We start from the raw sequence: 14819 nt of genomic DNA on the forward strand, positions 1-14819 counted from the left end.
ACCCGCCCCCGCGCCCGGCCTGCTCGCCGGCCTGTCCGGCATCGGCTACGGGCTGCTGCGCCGCGCCCCCGCCGCAGGCGTGCCCGCCGTGCTCGCCCTGGCGCCCCCGCACTCCTGAGCGAAGCTCCCGTTCCCCGTGGAGGAGACGAACATGACCGTGGACGTCCAGCCCGGCCTGCTCGCCATCGACGGCGCCGCGCCGGTGCGCACCGACCCCTGGCCGACCTACGACAAGGGCGACGTCTTCATCGGCGAGGACGACCTGCGCGACGCGCTCGACGCGATCCGCGACCGGCTCTACTTCCGCTACGACCACCGCCCCTACGCCGAGACCCGCGCCGGCCTGCTCGAACGGGACCTGTGCCGCCACTTCGGCGTCCCGCACGCACTGGCCTGCGCCAGCGGCACCGCCGCGATCACGCTCGCGCTGCTCGCGCTGGACCTGCCGCCCGGCTCCCGCGTCGCCTGCCCCGCCTTCACCTTCGCCGCGACGCCCAGCGCGATCCTGCTCGCCGGGCACCGGCCCGTCCTCGTCGAATGCGACGACGACCTGCACCTGGACGTCGCCGACCTGCGCCGCCGCCTCACCCCGGACGTCCGCGCGGTCGTCGTCGTGCACATGCGCGGGTTCGCCTCCGACATGGACGCGATCTGCGCGCTCGCCCGCGAGCGCGGCATCCCCGTCGTCGAGGACGCGGTGCCCGCGCTCGGCGCCCGGCTCGGCGGCCGCCTCCTCGGCACGATCGGCGACGCGGGCGCGTTCAGCACCCAGTCCGACAAGTCGCTCAACACCGGCGAGGGCGGGTTCCTGCTCGCCCGCGACCCGGCCGTGCACGCCCGCGCGGTCGTCTACTCCGGCGCCTACGAGGGCCGGATGGCGCGGCACTTCGACGGCGCGCCGCCGCCCGTCGACGACCTCGCCCTGCCGATCTACGGGCTGCGAATGGACGAGATCCGCGCCGCGCTCGCCCGCCCCATGCTGCGCCGCCTGCCCGAGCGGCTCGCCGCCCACCGCCGCAACTACGACGACGTCGCCGGGCGGCTCGCGGGCGTGCCCGGCCTCGCGCTGCGCCGCCCCGTCGCCGACGGCGCCTACCTCGGCGAGGCGCTGGTGTTCCGGCTGCCCGGCGCGGGCGCCCGCGGCACCGCCTGGACCGCCGCCGCGCTGCGCGCCGAGGGCATCGACGCGCGCGCCCTCGGCGACCCCGGCGACACCAACGTCCGCGCGTTCTGGAACTGGCGGTTCCTGTTCCCCGACCCCGAGCGCGCCCGCGCCGAGTACCCCGCCACGGCGGCGCGGCTGGACGAGGCGGTCGACATCCCGCTGTCGGCGAACCTCACCGCGCGGGACCGCGACGACGTCGTCGAGGCCGTCCGGAAGGTCGTCGGCTCCGGCGCCGGGCGCCGCTGATGGTCCGCGTCCTGTACGTGACGGGCTGGTGCCGCAGCGGCACCACCCTGCTCGGCAACCTGCTCGGCGAGCTGCCGGGCGCCGTCCACGTCGGCGAGCTGCGCTACCTGTGGACGAACGGCGTCCTCGGCCGCGGCACCAACACCCTGTGCGGCTGCGGGCGGGACGTCCCGGCGTGCCCGCTGTGGAAGGCGGTCATCGCCCGGATCGCCGGCGCCGACCCCGCCTGGCACGCCGAACGCGCCGTCGCGCGGCAGCGGGCCGCGCTGCGGACCCGGCACACCGGCCGCCGGCTCGCCGAGGCGCGGCACGTCCGCGCCGCGCACCCGGCCGTCGCCGACCTGGTCCGGCTGTACGAGGCGATCGCGGCGGAGTCCGGCGCCGGGCTGATCGTCGACACCGGCAAGTTCCCCGCCGAGGCCGCCGCGCTGTGCGGCGCGCCCGGCGTGGACGCCCGCGTCCTGCACGTCGTCCGGGACCCGCGCGCCACCGCCGAGTCGTGGCGGCGCGCGAAGGACTACATCCCGGCGATGGGCCCCGCCCGCAGCACCGCCTACTGGACGGGCTTCAACCTCGCGTCCGAGCGGATCGCCCGCGCGTTCCCCGAGCGCTGCCTGCGGCTGCGCTACGAGGACTTCACCGCCGGCCCGCGCGCCGAACTGGCGCGGGTGATGGCGCACGCCGGCCTCACCGGCGAACCGCCCGTGGACGGCGACGGCACCGCCCGGCTCGGCGTCAACCACACCGTGACCGGCAACCCCGACCGGCTGCGGCGCGGCCCGGTCCGGATCCGGGAGGACGACGCGTGGGTGCGCGCCCAGCCCGCGCCCGCCCGCGCCGTCGCCACCGCCCTCGCCCTGCCGCTGCTGGCCCGCTACCGCTACCCGCTGCGGCCCGTCCCGGCCGCCCCGATCCCCGCGGAGGTCTGATGGATCTCGGACTGCGCGGCCGGGTCGCGCTGGTCGCCGCCGCGACCAGCGGCCTCGGCCTGGCCACCGCCCGCGAGCTCGCCGCCGCCGGCGCCGACGTCGCGTTCTGCGGGCGCGACGAGGCGCGGCTGGAGGCCGCGCGCAAGGAGATCGACGCGGCCGGGCCGGGCCGCGCCGTCGCGACCCGGCTCGACGTCCGCGACCACGAGGCGGCGGCCGCGTGGGTCGGCCGCACCGCCGCCGACCTCGGCGGCCCGCACGTCCTGGTCACCAACGCGGGCGGGCCGCCGGCCGGCCCCGCCCTCGGGTTCGGCCTCGACGCCTACCGCGACGCCGTCGAGCTGTGCGTGCTGTCGCACATCGCGCTCGTCCAGGCCGCCGTCCCGCACATGCGCGACGCCGGCTGGGGCCGCGTCCTCATGATCGCCTCGGAGACGATGCGGCAGCCGACGCCGGAGCTGGCCCTGTCCGGCACCGTGCGGCCCGCGCTCGCCGGGTTCGCCAAGGCGCTCGTCCGCGAGCTCGGCCCGGCCGGTATCACCGTCAACGTGCTGGCGCCCGGCTACCACCTCACTCCCGCCGTCGAGGCGCTCCTCGGCGACGACCGGGAGGCGGGCCTCGCCGGGATCGCCGCGGGCATCCCGCTCGGCCGGCTCGGCTCGCCCGCCGACTTCGGCGCCGCCGCCGCGTTCCTCGCGAGCGAGCGGGCCGGCTTCATCACCGGGACGACCCTGCTGGTCGACGGCGGCCTCACCCAGGGAATCTGAAGGCACGGCATCTGAGAGCAGGGAATCTGAGAGCAGGGAATCTAAGAGCAGGGCCTCTGAGAGCAGGGCCTCTGAGAACGGAGAGAGCGTGGAGTTCGACGACGTGCTCGCGGCGCGGCGGATGGTGCGCCGCTACCGCACCGACCCCGTCCCGCCGGAGACCGTGGAGAAGATCGCCCGGACGATCCGCCGGGCGCCGAGCGCCGGGTTCAGCCAGGGCCACCGCCTCGTCGTCGTCACCGAGCGCGCCACCCGCGAGCGCGTCGCCGAACTCGCCGAGGAGTCCGTCTACCCGGAGAAGTGGCTGTCGGTCGCGCCGGTGCTGATGGTGCTCGGCATCCGCGAGGACGACTACCACGACCGCTACACCCGCCCCGACAAGCTCATCGACGGCAAGGAGATGGAGTGGCCCGCCCCCTACTGGTGGGTCGACTCCGGGGCGTTCCTGATGCTGATCCAGCTCGCCGCGATCAACGAGGGCCTGGCGACGGGGTTCGCGACCGTCCGCCACAAGGACGGGCTCAAGAAGCTGCTCGGCCTCCCCGACGACATCGCCGTGGTCGGCGTCGTCACGATCGGCCACGCCCGCGAGGACGCCGTGCCCCCCGCCGACACCGCCCGGCTGCGGTCGATGGCGAAGCCCTACGGCGACCTCGTCCGCCGCGAGTCCTGGGCGGACCCGCGCTAGAGCCAGGTCGTCGGCAGCCCGTGCGACGGGCCCTCGCCGAGGATCCGGCGCTCCCCGCCCGGCCACAGCCGCAGCGCCACGACGTGCGCGGTGCTGAGGCGGGAGGCGTCCGGGCCCTCGAACGACAGGTGCGCCACGGGCGCGTCCGCGGTGGCCGCCGCGCCGGCGTCCTCGATGTGCCGGTCGACGCGCGCCGCCTCGTCCTCCGACAGGTAGGCGCGCATCGTCGAGTGCCACACCACCGTGGCGGTGCCCCGCTCGGGGGCCAGGCCGTCCAGGAACTCGGCCGCGCCCGCCCGGACGACCTCCGCCGGGACCCGCGCCGCCACCTCGAACGCCGCCCGCAGCCGCGCCACCCGCTCCGCCTGGTCGGGCCACACGTACGACAGGAGCCGCCGCTGCGCCCCGGGCGACGCCGCGTCGAGCGGGTTCGGGTCGCAGCCGCGCCGCTCCACGATGGCCAGCGGCGCGTCCACCGGCGGCAGGCCCCGCCACGCGCCGGGCAGCACGACCGGCGACTCCGGCCCGTACACGCCGCCGTCGTGGCGGAACCGGAAGTGGTCGGCGCGCAGGTTCAGGCCCGCGCTCGCGCCGATCTCCAGGAGCCGGACCGGGCGCCCGCCCGTCGCCGCGCTGATCGCGAGGAGGCCGCCGACCAGCGGGGCCGACCGTCCCACCTCGTTCGTCTGCGGCGGGTCGGTGAGGCCCGCGCGGATCTCCGCCGCGTGCCCGGCCAGCACGTCCCGGAACGCGGGCCAGGCCAGCAGCGGGTCCCGCGTCCCGCCGGCGGTCGGGTAGTAGGCGGCCAGGTCCGGCGCGCGCCCCTCCAGCACGAGGCGGTGGACCGTCCCCAGCATGCCCAGGATGTAGCCGGAGCCCCGGTGCTCCCCGAGCACGTCCGCCGCGGCGCCGCCCGGGTCGTCCGCCGCCCGTGCCAGCAGCTCCGCGTACATCGGCGATCCGAGCTCCGCGCACGCCCGGGACTGTGCGAGCAGTTGCTTCCTCACCCGCGCCACCCTCTCAGATGGTGGACGCCGTCACGGGCGGGCGCGCGGAGTCAATAGGATCGGGGCCATGCTGCGCTGGTTGACCGCGGGGGAGTCCCACGGCCCGGCCCTGACCGCGATCGTGGAGGGGCTGCCGGCCGGTGTGCGCGTGACCTCGGGGGACATCGCCGAGGAACTGCGCCGCCGCCGGCTCGGGCACGGGCGGGGCGCCCGGATGAAGTTCGAGCAGGACGAGGTGACGATCCTCGGCGGCGTCCGGCACGGGGTGACGCTCGGCGGGCCGGTCGCGATCGAGGTCGGCAACACCGAGTGGCCCAAATGGGAGACGGTCATGTCGGCCGACCCCGTCGACGCCGACGTCCTCGCCGCTCAGGCGCGCAACGCGCCGCTGTCGCAGCCCCGGCCCGGCCACGCCGACCTCGTCGGCATGCAGAAGTACGGCTTCGACGACGCCCGTCCCGTGCTGGAGCGGGCGAGCGCCCGGGAGACCGCCGCCCGCGTCGCGCTCGGGACCGTCGCCAAGGCGTTCCTCAAGCAGGCCCTCGGCGTGGACGTCCTCAGCCACGTGATCGCGCTCGGCGAGGTCGAGGCGCCCGCCGGCGTCCTGCCCGGCCCCGGCGACCTCGCCCGGGTGGACGAGAGCCCCGTCCGCTGCTTCGACGCCGACGCCTCCGCGGCGATGGTCGCGCACATCGACGAGACGAAGAAGGCCGGCGACACCCTCGGCGGCGTCGTCGAGGTCCTCGCCTACGGGCTGCCGCCCGGTCTCGGCAGCCACGTCCACTGGGACCGCCGGCTCGACTCCCGGCTCGCCGGGATCCTGATGGGCATCCAGGCGATCAAGGGCGTGGAGCTCGGCGACGGGTTCACCACCGCCCGGCGGCCCGGGTCCCGCGCGCACGACGAGATCGACGGCACCCCCGAGGGCGTCCGCCGCCGGACGAACCGCGCGGGCGGCGTCGAGGGCGGCATGACGACCGGCGAGGTGCTGCGGGTGCGCGCCGCGATGAAGCCGATCTCGACCGTCCCCCGGCGCCTCGACACCATCGACGTCAAGACCGGCGAGCCCGCCAAGGCCATCAACCAGCGCAGCGACGTCACCGCGGTCCCGGCCGCCGGGGTCGTCGCCGAGGCGATGGTCGCGCTCGTCCTCGCCGACGCCGCGCTGGAGAAGTTCGGCGGCGACTCCGCCGAGGAGACCGCCCGCAACCTGCGCGGCTACCTGTCCGCCCTGACGATCAAGTGAGCGGGACCATGCGACCGAAGGCAGTCATCATCGGGCCGCCCGGCTCGGGCAAGACCACGATCGGCGGCGCGCTCGCCGACCGGCTCGGCGTCGCGCTGCGCGACACCGACGCCGACGTCGAGGCCGCGGCGGGCAAGCCGATCGGCGAGATCTTCATCGACGACGGCGAGGACCGCTTCCGCGAGCTGGAGCGCGCCGCCGTCGCCGCCGCCCTCGCCGAGCACCCGGGCGTCGTCGCGCTCGGCGGCGGCGCCGTCCTGGCCGCCGAGACCCAGGAGCTGCTCGGCGGGCACACCGTCGTCTACCTGAAGGTCGGGCTGTCCGAGGCGATCAAGCGGGTCGGCCTCGCGTCCGCCCGCCCGCTGCTCGTGCTGAACCCGCGCAGCCAGATGCGCAGGCTGCTGGCGGAGCGCCTCCCGATCTACGAGCGCCTCGGCACGGTCACCGTCGACACCGACGGCCGCGAGCCCGCCGAGATCGTCGAAGAGATCGCCAAGGGCCTGGAGGACGCGTGACACCGGGGCGGGTGCACGTCGGCGGGGCCGACCCGTACGACGTCGTCATCGGGACGGGCGTCCTCGGCGAGCTGCCCGCGATGGTCGGCGACCGCGCCCGCACCGTCGCCGTCGTGCACGCCGAGGGGCTCCCGGAGATCGCCCGCCCCGTCGCCGGCGCCCTCGAACAGGCCGGGTACGCCGTCCACGCGCTGCCCGTCCCCGACGGGGAGGCCGCCAAGGAGGTCGGCGTGCTCGCCGGGCTCTGGTCGTCCTTCGCCCGCCTCGGCATGACCCGCACCGACGTGGTCGTCGGCGTCGGCGGCGGCGCCACCACCGACCTCGCCGGGTTCGCGGCGGCGTCGTGGCTGCGCGGGGTGCGGGCGGTGCTCGTCCCGACCACGCTGCTCGGCATGGTGGACGCGGCGGTCGGCGGCAAGACCGGCATCAACATCCCCGAGGGCAAGAACCTCGTCGGCGCGTTCCATCCGCCCGCCGGCGTCCTGTGCGACCTCGCCACGCTGGTGACGATGCCGCACGAGGACTACATCAGCGGCCTCGCCGAGATCATCAAGGCCGGGTTCATCGCCGACCCCGCGATCCTCGCCCTCGTCGAGGACGACCCGAAGGGCGCCGCGTCCCCCGACGGCCCGCACACCCGCGAGCTCGTCGAACGCGCGATCAAGGTCAAGGCCGACGTCGTCTCGGCCGATCTCAGGGAGAGCGGCCTCCGCGAGATCCTCAACTACGGCCACACCCTCGCGCACGCCATCGAGAAGGCCGAGGAGTACCGGTTCCGGCACGGCCACGCCGTCGCGATCGGCATGGTCTACGCCGCCGAGCTCGCCCGCCTCGCCGGCCGGCTGCCCGCCGGGGACGTCCGGCGGCACCGCGACGTCCTCGCCTCCGTCGGCCTGCCCGTCTCCTACGCCGCCGACTGGCCCGGCCTGCGCGCCACCATGACCATCGACAAGAAGTCGCGCGGGAGGACGCTCCGCTTCGTCGTCCTGGACGGCATCGGGCGGCCGGGCCGCCTCGAGGGCCCGGACGAGGAGCTGCTCGCCGCCGCCTACCGGGAGATCACCCCATGACCCGCGTGCTCGTCCTGAACGGCCCGAACCTGCGCCGGCTCGGCGTCCGCGAGCCCGACACCTACGGCACGACGAGCTTCGACGACCTCACCGCCCTGTGCCGCGACGCCGGCCGCCGCCTCGACCTGAGCGTGGAGGTCCGGCAGACCGACGACGAGGCCGAGCTGGTCCGCTGGGTGCACGAGGCCGCCGACGAGCGCGTCCCCATCGTGCTGAACCCGGCCGCGTTCACGCACTACTCCTACTCGCTGCGCGACGCCCTCGCCCAGCGCACCGCCCCGCTCGTCGAGGTCCACATCACCAACCCGGCGACCCGCGAGGAGTTCCGCCACACCTCCGTCGTCGCCGGCGTCGCCACCGGCACCATCGCGGGCTTCGGCCCCATGTCCTACGTCCTGGCCCTCCAGGCCGTCGCCGAACTCCTCGCCGAGAACCGCTAGTCCTCGCGGACGGCCTGCCGGGTCATGTCCTTGAGCTCGGCGACCACGTCGTCCAGCGGGGCGACGTCGCGGTGGGCGCGGCACAGGATGGTCGCGCCCTCGACGGCGGCGACGATGAGGCGGGCCAGGCGGGCGGCGCGGTCGTCGGGGACGCCGGCGTTGCCGAGGCCGGTGGCGAGGGTGTCCTGCCAGCGGCCGAACACCGCGGCGGCCGCCTGCGCGAGCTGCGGGGCGTCGTCGTGGGCCTCCACGGTGACCGCGACGACGGGGCAGCCGGCCCGGAACTCGCTCTTGACCAGGACCTGCCGCCACCAGCCGACGAAGGCGTCCACGGCGGACGCGGCGTCGCCGCCCTCGGTGGCGGCGAGGATGCCGGCGTTGAGGAACTCGCCGGCGTAGCGGACGGCCTCCTCGGCGAGCTGCGCCTTGCCGTCCGGGAAGTGGTGGTAGATCGACCCGCGCGGGGCGCCGCTGTGCGCGATGACGTCGCGGAAGCCAGTGCCGCTGTAGCCGCGCTCGCGGAAGAGGTAGGCGGCGCTGCGCACCATGCGTTCCCGGCTGTCGGTCCCCATGGTTCGATTATGACATTCATCATATGGTGGTCGCGTTGCCCATGACGGACGTCATAGAACATGGTTCCTATGACGGACGTCCTACCGAGGGAGCGGAATGGCGAGCACGGCGGGCCTCGAGCAGCTGAAGGAGCTGCTCAACATGGGCGCGGAGAAGGGATACGGCATCGGGGCGCTGCTGGGCATGACCGCCGAGACCCTGGAGCCCGGACGGGTCGTGTTCGCCCTCACGCCGCGCACCGACTTCAGCAACCCCCTCGGGACGGTGCACGGCGGCATCATGTCGACGCTGCTCGACTCGGCGATGGGGTGCGCGGTGCACACGTCGCTGCCGGAGGGTGCGAGCTACACGACGCTGGAGCTCAAGGTGAACTTCGTCCGGGCGGTGCCGCTGGAGGGCGGCCGGCTGGTGTGCGAGGGGACGACCGTGCACGTCGGGCGCAAGGTCGCGACGGCCGAGGGCCGCATCACCAACGCGGACGGCAAGCTCGTCGCGCACGGCACGACGACCTGCATGGTCTTCCCCGCGGCTACTCGCGAGTAGGGTTCGCTCAGGCACGGATGAAGGAGAGCCACGTGATCGACCTCCAGCGCGACGGAGACGTGTACGTCCTGCGGTTCGACGCCGGCGAGAACCGGTTCGGCCCCGACTTCCTCGGCGCGGTCGAGGACGCGCTCGACACGGTGGCGAAGAACGACGGGCCGGGCGCCCTGGTCACCGCGGGCACCGGCAAGTTCTACTCCAACGGTCTGGACCTGGAGTGGCTCGGCGCCAACCAGGACAAGTTCGAGGAGTACCTGGGCCGCGTGCACGGCGTGTTCGCCCGCGTCCTGGAGCTGCCGATGCCGACGTTCGCGGCGGTGAACGGGCACGCGTTCGCCGGCGGCGCCATGCTCGCCCTCTGCCACGACACCGTGGTCATGCGCACCGACCGCGGCTACTTCTGCCTGCCCGAGGTCGACCTCGGCATGAGCTTCACGCCCGGCATGAACGCGCTGCTGAAGGAGCGGCTGCCGACCGCCACCGCGCACGAGGCCATGCTCACGGGCCGCCGCTACACCGCCGAGGAGGCGCGGGCGGCCGGGATCGTCCAGCGGACCGCCGCCGAGGACGAGGTCCTGCCCGCGGCCGTGGAGCTCGCGGCCGCGGCGGCGGGCCGCGGCGGCCAGACGGTCGCCCGGATCCGCGCCGACCTGTACCGGCCGGTGCTGGACGCGCTGCACGGTCCCGCCCTGCCCTGACCGGCGGGCGGCGGGATAGGTTACGTTCGACTGGAATCGGATTCGGTTAGGGAGGATGCCTGATGCGCATCGGGATGGCGCTCAGCTACTCGGGCGGTTTCAAGGAGACCGTCGAGGAGCTGGCCGACTACGAGAAGGCCGGTCTCGACATCGTCTATATCGCGGAGGCCTACAGCTTCGACGCGGTGAGCCAGATGGGCTACATCGCCGCCAAGACCGAGCGGCTGCAGATCGCCTCCGGCATCCTCAACATCTACTCCCGCACGCCGACGGCGATGGCGCAGACCGCCGCCGGGCTGGACTACGTCTCCGACGGCCGGTTCACGCTCGGCATCGGCGCGTCCGGCCCGCAGGTCATCGAGGGCTTCCACGGCGTCCCCTACACCGCGCCGCTCGGCCGCACCCGCGAGGTCATCGAGATCTGCCGCAAGGTGTGGCGGCGGGAGCGGCTCCAGTACGACGGCAAGCACTACACGCTGCCGCTGCCCGCCGACCGGGGCACCGGCCTCGGCAAGCCGCTGAAGCTCATCAACCACCCGGTGCGGGCCGACATCCCGATCCTGGTCGCCGCCATCGGCCCGAAGAACGTCGAGCAGACCGCCGAGATCGCCAACGGCTGGGAGCCGATCTTCTACATGCCGGAGAAGGCCGCCGACGTGTGGGGCGCCTCCCTCGCCGCGGGCAAGGCGCGCCGCGACCCCGCGCTCGGCGAGCTGGACGTCGTCGGCCAGGCCGCGCTCGCCATCGGCGACGACGTGCAGGGCTACCTGGAGTTCGGCCGCCCCATGGCGGCGCTCTACATCGGCGGCATGGGCGCCAAGGGCAAGAACTTCTACAACGACCTCGCCCGCCGGTACGGCTTCGAGAAGGAGGCCGAGGAGATCCAGGACCTGTACCTGGACGGCAAGAAGGACGAGGCCGCCGCGAAGGTCCCGCAGGAGCTGCTGGAGAAGATGTCCCTCATCGGCTCCGAGGGGCACGTCCGCGAGCGGCTCGCCGCGATGAAGGAGTCCGGGATCACCACCCTGAACGTGTCCCCGATCGCGGGCGACCACAAGGGCCGGCTCGCCCTGATCGAGAAGGTCAAGGAGATGGCCGCCGAAGTGTGAGCGGGCGGGGCGGGCCGCCGCCGGCCCGCCCCCGCGCCGTCACAGCGCCGCGTGGACCTCCCTCGCGACGCGCTCGCCGGAGCGGACCGCGCCGTCCATGTACCCCGTCCAGTAGTCGGACGTCTCCGTGCCCGCCCAGTGGATCCGGCCGCACGGCGCGCGCAGCGCCGGGCCGAACGCGGTCAGGGCGCCGGGCGGGGCGATGCCGACCGGGCCGCCGCCGCTCCACATCTCGTTGTCCCAGCGCTGGAACGCCGTGATCCGCGGGGCGGCCGCCTTGTCGCCGAACAGCTTGGTGAACGATTCGAGCCCCGCGGCCCGGACCTCGTCGGCGGACGCGCCGTCCAGCCTGCGGATGTTCGCCTGGTTCATGAAGCCCATCAGGATGCCGCGCGACCCGTCCGGCGGGCTGTTGTCGAACGTCGCGTCGATGGCGCCGCTGTCGGCGACGGCCTGCCCGGTGAGGCCGTCCGCCCGCCAGAACGGCGTGTCGTAGACGCCGACGAACTTGGCGATCGAGCCCATCGGGTAGCGCTGCATCAGCTGCGCCCGGCTCGCGGGCAGCCCCGGCGAGTAGTCGATCCTCCCGGCGATCGCCGGGGACATCGCCACGACGACCCGCTTCGCCGACACCGTGAGGCCGTCCGCGGTGACGGTGACGCCGTCCGCGCCGGTCGCGATCGACCGCACCGGCGCGTTGTAGCGGACGATGTCGCCGAGCCTCGCCGCCAGCCGGACCGGGACCTCCTGCGACCCGCCGACGAACCGCGACTCCTGCGCGCCGTCCTTGGTGTTGATCAGCCGGTCGATCGTCCCCGGGGTGCTCTCGTTGCCCGCCGAGGCCGCGTAGTTCAGCAGGTACAGCAGCGAGATCTCCTGCGAGCGCATCGACAGCGTCGAGGAGGCGAACGCGTCCATCAGGAACCGGGCGCCGCCGCTCAGCGAGTTGGACCGCGACCAGGTGTGGAAGGTCTGCGCGTCCCACTCCTCGGCCTTCGCCGCCTTCCACGGCTCGCCGACCGGGATCTCCTTGACCATGCCGCCGAGCTTGAGCAGCGCCAGCTCCAGGTCGATCACGCCCCAGTCCGGCGGGACCGCGCCGAGCAGGCCGTCGGTGGCGTACAGGGACCGCTTCCCGTTGCGGTAGTAGACGTTCTTGCCCTCGTTGTAGGTCTTGAAGGTCTCGACGCCCATGTCCCTGGCGAGCGCGGCGATGCGGTCCTGCGTCGGGCCGATGAACTCGGCGCCGCCCTCGCTGGTGGTGCCGTCGCCGAGCGGCAGCCCGTACACGCGCCCGCCGGGACGCTCCCGGGCCTCCAGGACGAGCACGGAGCGGCCGGCGGCCGCCAGGTCGCGCGCGGCGGTGAGACCGGACAGGCCGGCCCCGACGATCACCACGTCGGTGCTGACGGGCGCGGTGCGGGCGGCGGCGGACGGCGCCGCGGCGGCGGAGGCGACGGCTCCGGCCGCGGTGAGCGCGCCCGTGCCGAGGAGTCTGCGGCGGCTGACTCGCGTCAAGGGGATCCCTCCTGGGGGGAAGTCCAGAAGCGGGGGGACGGAAGATCACACGGCAGCTCACGCTAGGGCGGACCTCGAGCCGAAGTCGAGGGTTCTTCATGTTTCGTGACCGCGTCGAGACGGCCCCCCCGGCGATCATCTAGAGTCCTGGGCATGGGGGAGACGCACATCGCGCGGCGGCGCCGGCTCGCCGCGCTCGCCGCCGACCGCGGCCTGGCCGCCGCGCTGGTGACCCGGCTGGTCAACGTCCGCTACCTGACCGGCCTCGACAGCTCCCGCGCGGCGCTGCTCGTCCCGGCCGACGGCGAGGCCGTCCTCGCGACCGACGGCCGCTACGCCGGCATGGCCGCCGAGGTCTGCCCGGACCTGCCGGTCGTCGTCGACCGCCAGGTCGCCGCCGCGCTGATCAAGCGGGCCGCCGCGGACGGCCACGGCCGGCTCGGCTTCGAGGCCCACGACATCACCGTCGAGCAGCACACCGCCCTCCGCGAGGAGGCCGGCAAGCTCGACACGCCGGTCGAACTGGCGCCGCTCGGCCACCTCGTCGAGGAACTGCGCATGGTCAAGGACGAGGAGGAGATCGGCCTCCTCCGCGAGGCGTGCGCCATCACCGACCGCGCCTTCGAGACCGTCCTTCCCGAGATCCGCGCCGGCGTCACCGAGCGGGCCGTCGCGATCGCCCTCGAACGGGCCATGGTCGACCTCGGCGCCGAGCGCCCCGCGTTCGAGTCGATCATCGCGTCCGGGCCGAACGGCGCCGTCCCGCACCACCACCCCGGCGGCCGCGAACTCCAGGCCGGCGACCTCGTCACCATGGACTTCGGCGCCCTGTACGGCGGCTACCACGCCGACATGACCCGCACCGTCGCGATCGGCGAGCCCGCCGGCTGGCAGCGCGACCTCTACGACCTCGTCCACCGCGCGCAGCGGGCCGGGATCGCCGCCGCCGCACCCGGCGCGGAGACCAAGGGCGTCGACGCCGCCGCCCGTAAGATCATCGCCGACGCGGGGCACGGCAAGGCGTTCTCCCACGGCCTCGGGCACGGCGTCGGCCTGGAGATCCACGAAGCGCCGCTCATGGGGTACGACCAAACCGGTAAACTGCTGGACCGGGTTCCGATCACCGCGGAGCCGGGGGTCTACCTCGCGGGCCGGGGCGGGGTCCGCATCGAGGACACTCTGGTGGTCCGCGCGGACGGCCCCGAGCTCCTCACCACAACGACGAAGGACCTGCTCGTCCTGTAGGCGCGCGGGTCCGCGACCGGGAGAATCAGCCAGTGGCGACGACGAACGACCTGAAGAACGGCATGACGCTGAACCTCGACGGCCAGCTCTGGACCGTCCTGGAGTTCCAGCACGTCAAGCCAGGCAAGGGCGGCGCGTTCGTCCGCACCAAGCTCAAGAACGTGCTGTCCGGGAAGGTCGTCGACAAGACCTTCAACGCCGGCACCAAGGTCGAGGTGGCGAGCGTCGACAAGCGGGAGATGCAGTACCTCTACCGCGAGGGCGAGGACTTCGTCTTCATGGACACCGAGACCTACGACCAGCCGCACATCCCCGCGGCCGTCGTCGGCACCGCCGCCGACTACCTGCTCCCCGAGCAGAACGCCGTGATCGCCTTCAACAACGAGAACCCGCTCTACGTCGAGCTGCCCGCCGCCGTCGTGCTGGAGATCACCGAGACCGAGCCGGGCCTGCAGGGCGACCGCTCCACCGGCGGCAGCAAGCCCGCCACCGTGGAGACCGGCGCGCAGATCCAGGTCCCGCTGTTCATCACCACCGGCGAGAAGGTCAAGGTCGACACCCGCTCCGGCGAGTACCTCGGCCGCGCCTGAGATGGCGGCGCGCACCAAGGCACGGAAACTCGCCCTGGACATCCTGTTCGCGGCGGAACTGCGCGAGGAGGAGCCGACGGCCGTCCTCGCCGGCCGGGGCCGTCCCAACCAGGACGAACTGGCCGAATACCCGCACGCCGTCCGCCTCATCGAGGGCGTCCAGGAGCACCGCGACCGCATCGACGAACTGATCGCCACCTACGCCACCGGGTGGACGCTGGAGCGCATGCCCACCGTCGACCGCAACATCCTGCGGATGGGCGCCTACGAACTCCTGTGGGTCGACGACGTCCCCGACGGCGTCGCGGTCAGCGAAGCCGTCGGCCTCGCCACCGAACTCTCCACCGACGAATCCCCCCGCTTCGTCAACGGCCTCCTCTCCCGCCTCCAACACCTGAAGCCCTCCCTCAGTCTTTAACACCCAGGGGGGCGACCCCCTGGAACCCCCGTCACGGGCGGGAGGCTGTTTC

General features: G+C 74.2%; 17 protein-coding genes. 14 read left to right on the plus strand and 3 right to left on the minus strand.

The features are described 5' to 3' along the window. Positions 1-151: 151 nt before the first annotated feature. The 4 genes from ETD96_RS27130 (at position 152) to ETD96_RS27145 (ending at position 3795) form a co-directional block, all read left to right on the plus strand. Positions 152-1411 (plus strand): DegT/DnrJ/EryC1/StrS family aminotransferase, encoded by a 1260-nt coding sequence (locus ETD96_RS27130; RefSeq protein ID WP_138639322.1) that lies wholly within the window; start codon positions 152-154, stop codon positions 1409-1411. Then, a complete protein-coding gene (locus ETD96_RS27135; RefSeq protein ID WP_138639323.1) occupies positions 1411-2340 on the plus strand; it encodes a sulfotransferase in 930 nt (309 codons plus the stop codon). The genes ETD96_RS27130 and ETD96_RS27135 overlap by 1 nt, the downstream gene beginning before the upstream one ends. Then, positions 2340-3107: an SDR family NAD(P)-dependent oxidoreductase gene (locus ETD96_RS27140; protein WP_138639324.1), complete on the plus strand. Its 768-nt coding sequence runs from the start codon at positions 2340-2342 to the stop codon at positions 3105-3107. Before ETD96_RS27135 ends, ETD96_RS27140 begins: the two co-directional genes overlap by 1 nt. 88 nt (positions 3108-3195) lie before the next feature. Further along, a complete protein-coding gene (locus ETD96_RS27145; RefSeq protein ID WP_138639325.1) occupies positions 3196-3795 on the plus strand; it encodes a nitroreductase family protein in 600 nt (199 codons plus the stop codon). On the opposite strand, the gene ETD96_RS27150 is transcribed toward ETD96_RS27145, so the two are convergent. Continuing rightward, positions 3792-4802 (minus strand): DUF2332 domain-containing protein, encoded by a 1011-nt coding sequence (locus ETD96_RS27150; protein WP_138639326.1) that lies wholly within the window; start codon positions 4800-4802, stop codon positions 3792-3794. The two genes, ETD96_RS27145 and ETD96_RS27150, sit on opposite strands and share 4 nt — an antisense overlap. A 67-nt stretch (positions 4803-4869) precedes the next feature. Here ETD96_RS27150 and aroC point away from each other — a divergent pair, with 67 nt between their 5' ends. From aroC to aroQ, 4 genes are read left to right on the plus strand one after another with little or no spacing between them, the layout of a single operon-like run. Beyond that, positions 4870-6048, plus strand: a complete 1179-nt coding sequence (gene aroC / locus ETD96_RS27155; RefSeq protein WP_138639327.1) for a chorismate synthase — start codon at positions 4870-4872, stop codon at positions 6046-6048. 8 nt (positions 6049-6056) lie between these two features. Beyond that, positions 6057-6563 carry a shikimate kinase gene (locus tag ETD96_RS27160; RefSeq protein ID WP_138639328.1) on the plus strand — a complete coding sequence of 169 codons (507 nt, stop codon included), beginning with the start codon at positions 6057-6059 and terminating at the stop codon, positions 6561-6563. Next, positions 6560-7633, plus strand: a complete 1074-nt coding sequence (aroB, locus tag ETD96_RS27165) for a 3-dehydroquinate synthase (protein ID WP_138639329.1) — start codon at positions 6560-6562, stop codon at positions 7631-7633. The genes ETD96_RS27160 and aroB overlap by 4 nt, the downstream gene beginning before the upstream one ends. Further along, positions 7630-8073: a type II 3-dehydroquinate dehydratase gene (aroQ, locus tag ETD96_RS27170; protein ID WP_138639330.1), complete on the plus strand. Its 444-nt coding sequence runs from the start codon at positions 7630-7632 to the stop codon at positions 8071-8073. Before aroB ends, aroQ begins: the two co-directional genes overlap by 4 nt. Here the strand turns inward: aroQ and ETD96_RS27175 are convergent. Then, positions 8070-8645 carry a TetR/AcrR family transcriptional regulator gene (locus ETD96_RS27175; RefSeq protein WP_138639331.1) on the minus strand — a complete coding sequence of 192 codons (576 nt, stop codon included), beginning with the start codon at positions 8643-8645 and terminating at the stop codon, positions 8070-8072. The genes aroQ and ETD96_RS27175 overlap by 4 nt on opposite strands. Before the next feature lie 97 nt (positions 8646-8742). Between ETD96_RS27175 and ETD96_RS27180 the strand changes: the two genes are divergently transcribed. The 3 genes from ETD96_RS27180 to ETD96_RS27190 all read left to right on the plus strand — a co-directional run bounded on the left by ETD96_RS27180 (position 8743) and on the right by ETD96_RS27190 (position 10996). Further along, the gene (locus ETD96_RS27180) at positions 8743-9189 is read left to right on the plus strand and encodes a PaaI family thioesterase (protein WP_138639332.1); all 447 of its coding nucleotides are present in this window, start codon (positions 8743-8745) and stop codon (positions 9187-9189) included. 32 nt (positions 9190-9221) lie between these two features. Then, positions 9222-9887 carry an enoyl-CoA hydratase-related protein gene (locus tag ETD96_RS27185; RefSeq protein ID WP_138639333.1) on the plus strand — a complete coding sequence of 222 codons (666 nt, stop codon included), beginning with the start codon at positions 9222-9224 and terminating at the stop codon, positions 9885-9887. Between the two features lie 62 nt (positions 9888-9949). Continuing rightward, a complete protein-coding gene (locus ETD96_RS27190; protein WP_138639334.1) occupies positions 9950-10996 on the plus strand; it encodes an LLM class F420-dependent oxidoreductase in 1047 nt (348 codons plus the stop codon). A gap of 39 nt (positions 10997-11035) precedes the next feature. On the opposite strand, the gene ETD96_RS27195 is transcribed toward ETD96_RS27190, so the two are convergent. Then, positions 11036-12514 carry a flavin monoamine oxidase family protein gene (locus ETD96_RS27195; protein ID WP_205719482.1) on the minus strand — a complete coding sequence of 493 codons (1479 nt, stop codon included), beginning with the start codon at positions 12512-12514 and terminating at the stop codon, positions 11036-11038. Positions 12515-12667: 153 nt separating this feature from the next. On the opposite strand from ETD96_RS27195, the gene ETD96_RS27200 reads away from it, so the two are divergent. Genes ETD96_RS27200 through nusB form a run of 3 tightly spaced genes read left to right on the plus strand, consistent with a single transcriptional unit; the run spans position 12668 to position 14767 of the window. Next, positions 12668-13759, plus strand: coding sequence for a M24 family metallopeptidase (locus tag ETD96_RS27200; protein WP_138639336.1), 1092 nt, complete (start codon positions 12668-12670; stop codon positions 13757-13759). A gap of 32 nt (positions 13760-13791) precedes the next feature. After that, positions 13792-14349 carry an elongation factor P gene (efp, locus tag ETD96_RS27205; protein WP_138639337.1) on the plus strand — a complete coding sequence of 186 codons (558 nt, stop codon included), beginning with the start codon at positions 13792-13794 and terminating at the stop codon, positions 14347-14349. Position 14350: 1 nt separating this feature from the next. Next, complete coding sequence (gene nusB, locus ETD96_RS27210) at positions 14351-14767, plus strand: transcription antitermination factor NusB (RefSeq protein WP_138639338.1); 417 nt, start codon at positions 14351-14353, stop codon at positions 14765-14767. Positions 14768-14819: the final 52 nt, after the last annotated feature.

The organism is Actinomadura geliboluensis (genome assembly GCF_005889745.1).
Taxonomy (GTDB): domain Bacteria; phylum Actinomycetota; class Actinomycetes; order Streptosporangiales; family Streptosporangiaceae; genus Spirillospora; species Spirillospora geliboluensis.

Coding starts and splice junctions, on each gene's coding strand:
- aroQ (WP_138639330.1), top strand. CDS start 7,630: ATGACCCGCGTGCTCGTCCTGAACGGCCCGAACCTGCGCCGGCTCGGC.
- ETD96_RS27140 (WP_138639324.1), top strand. CDS start 2,340: ATGGATCTCGGACTGCGCGGCCGGGTCGCGCTGGTCGCCGCCGCGACC.
- ETD96_RS27130 (WP_138639322.1), top strand. CDS start 152: ATGACCGTGGACGTCCAGCCCGGCCTGCTCGCCATCGACGGCGCCGCG.
- aroC (WP_138639327.1), top strand. CDS start 4,870: ATGCTGCGCTGGTTGACCGCGGGGGAGTCCCACGGCCCGGCCCTGACC.
- ETD96_RS27135 (WP_138639323.1), top strand. CDS start 1,411: ATGGTCCGCGTCCTGTACGTGACGGGCTGGTGCCGCAGCGGCACCACC.
- nusB (WP_138639338.1), top strand. CDS start 14,351: ATGGCGGCGCGCACCAAGGCACGGAAACTCGCCCTGGACATCCTGTTC.
- ETD96_RS27160 (WP_138639328.1), top strand. CDS start 6,057: ATGCGACCGAAGGCAGTCATCATCGGGCCGCCCGGCTCGGGCAAGACC.
- ETD96_RS27200 (WP_138639336.1), top strand. CDS start 12,668: ATGGGGGAGACGCACATCGCGCGGCGGCGCCGGCTCGCCGCGCTCGCC.
- ETD96_RS27180 (WP_138639332.1), top strand. CDS start 8,743: ATGGCGAGCACGGCGGGCCTCGAGCAGCTGAAGGAGCTGCTCAACATG.
- ETD96_RS27175 (WP_138639331.1), bottom strand. CDS start 8,645: ATGGGGACCGACAGCCGGGAACGCATGGTGCGCAGCGCCGCCTACCTC.
- ETD96_RS27190 (WP_138639334.1), top strand. CDS start 9,950: ATGCGCATCGGGATGGCGCTCAGCTACTCGGGCGGTTTCAAGGAGACC.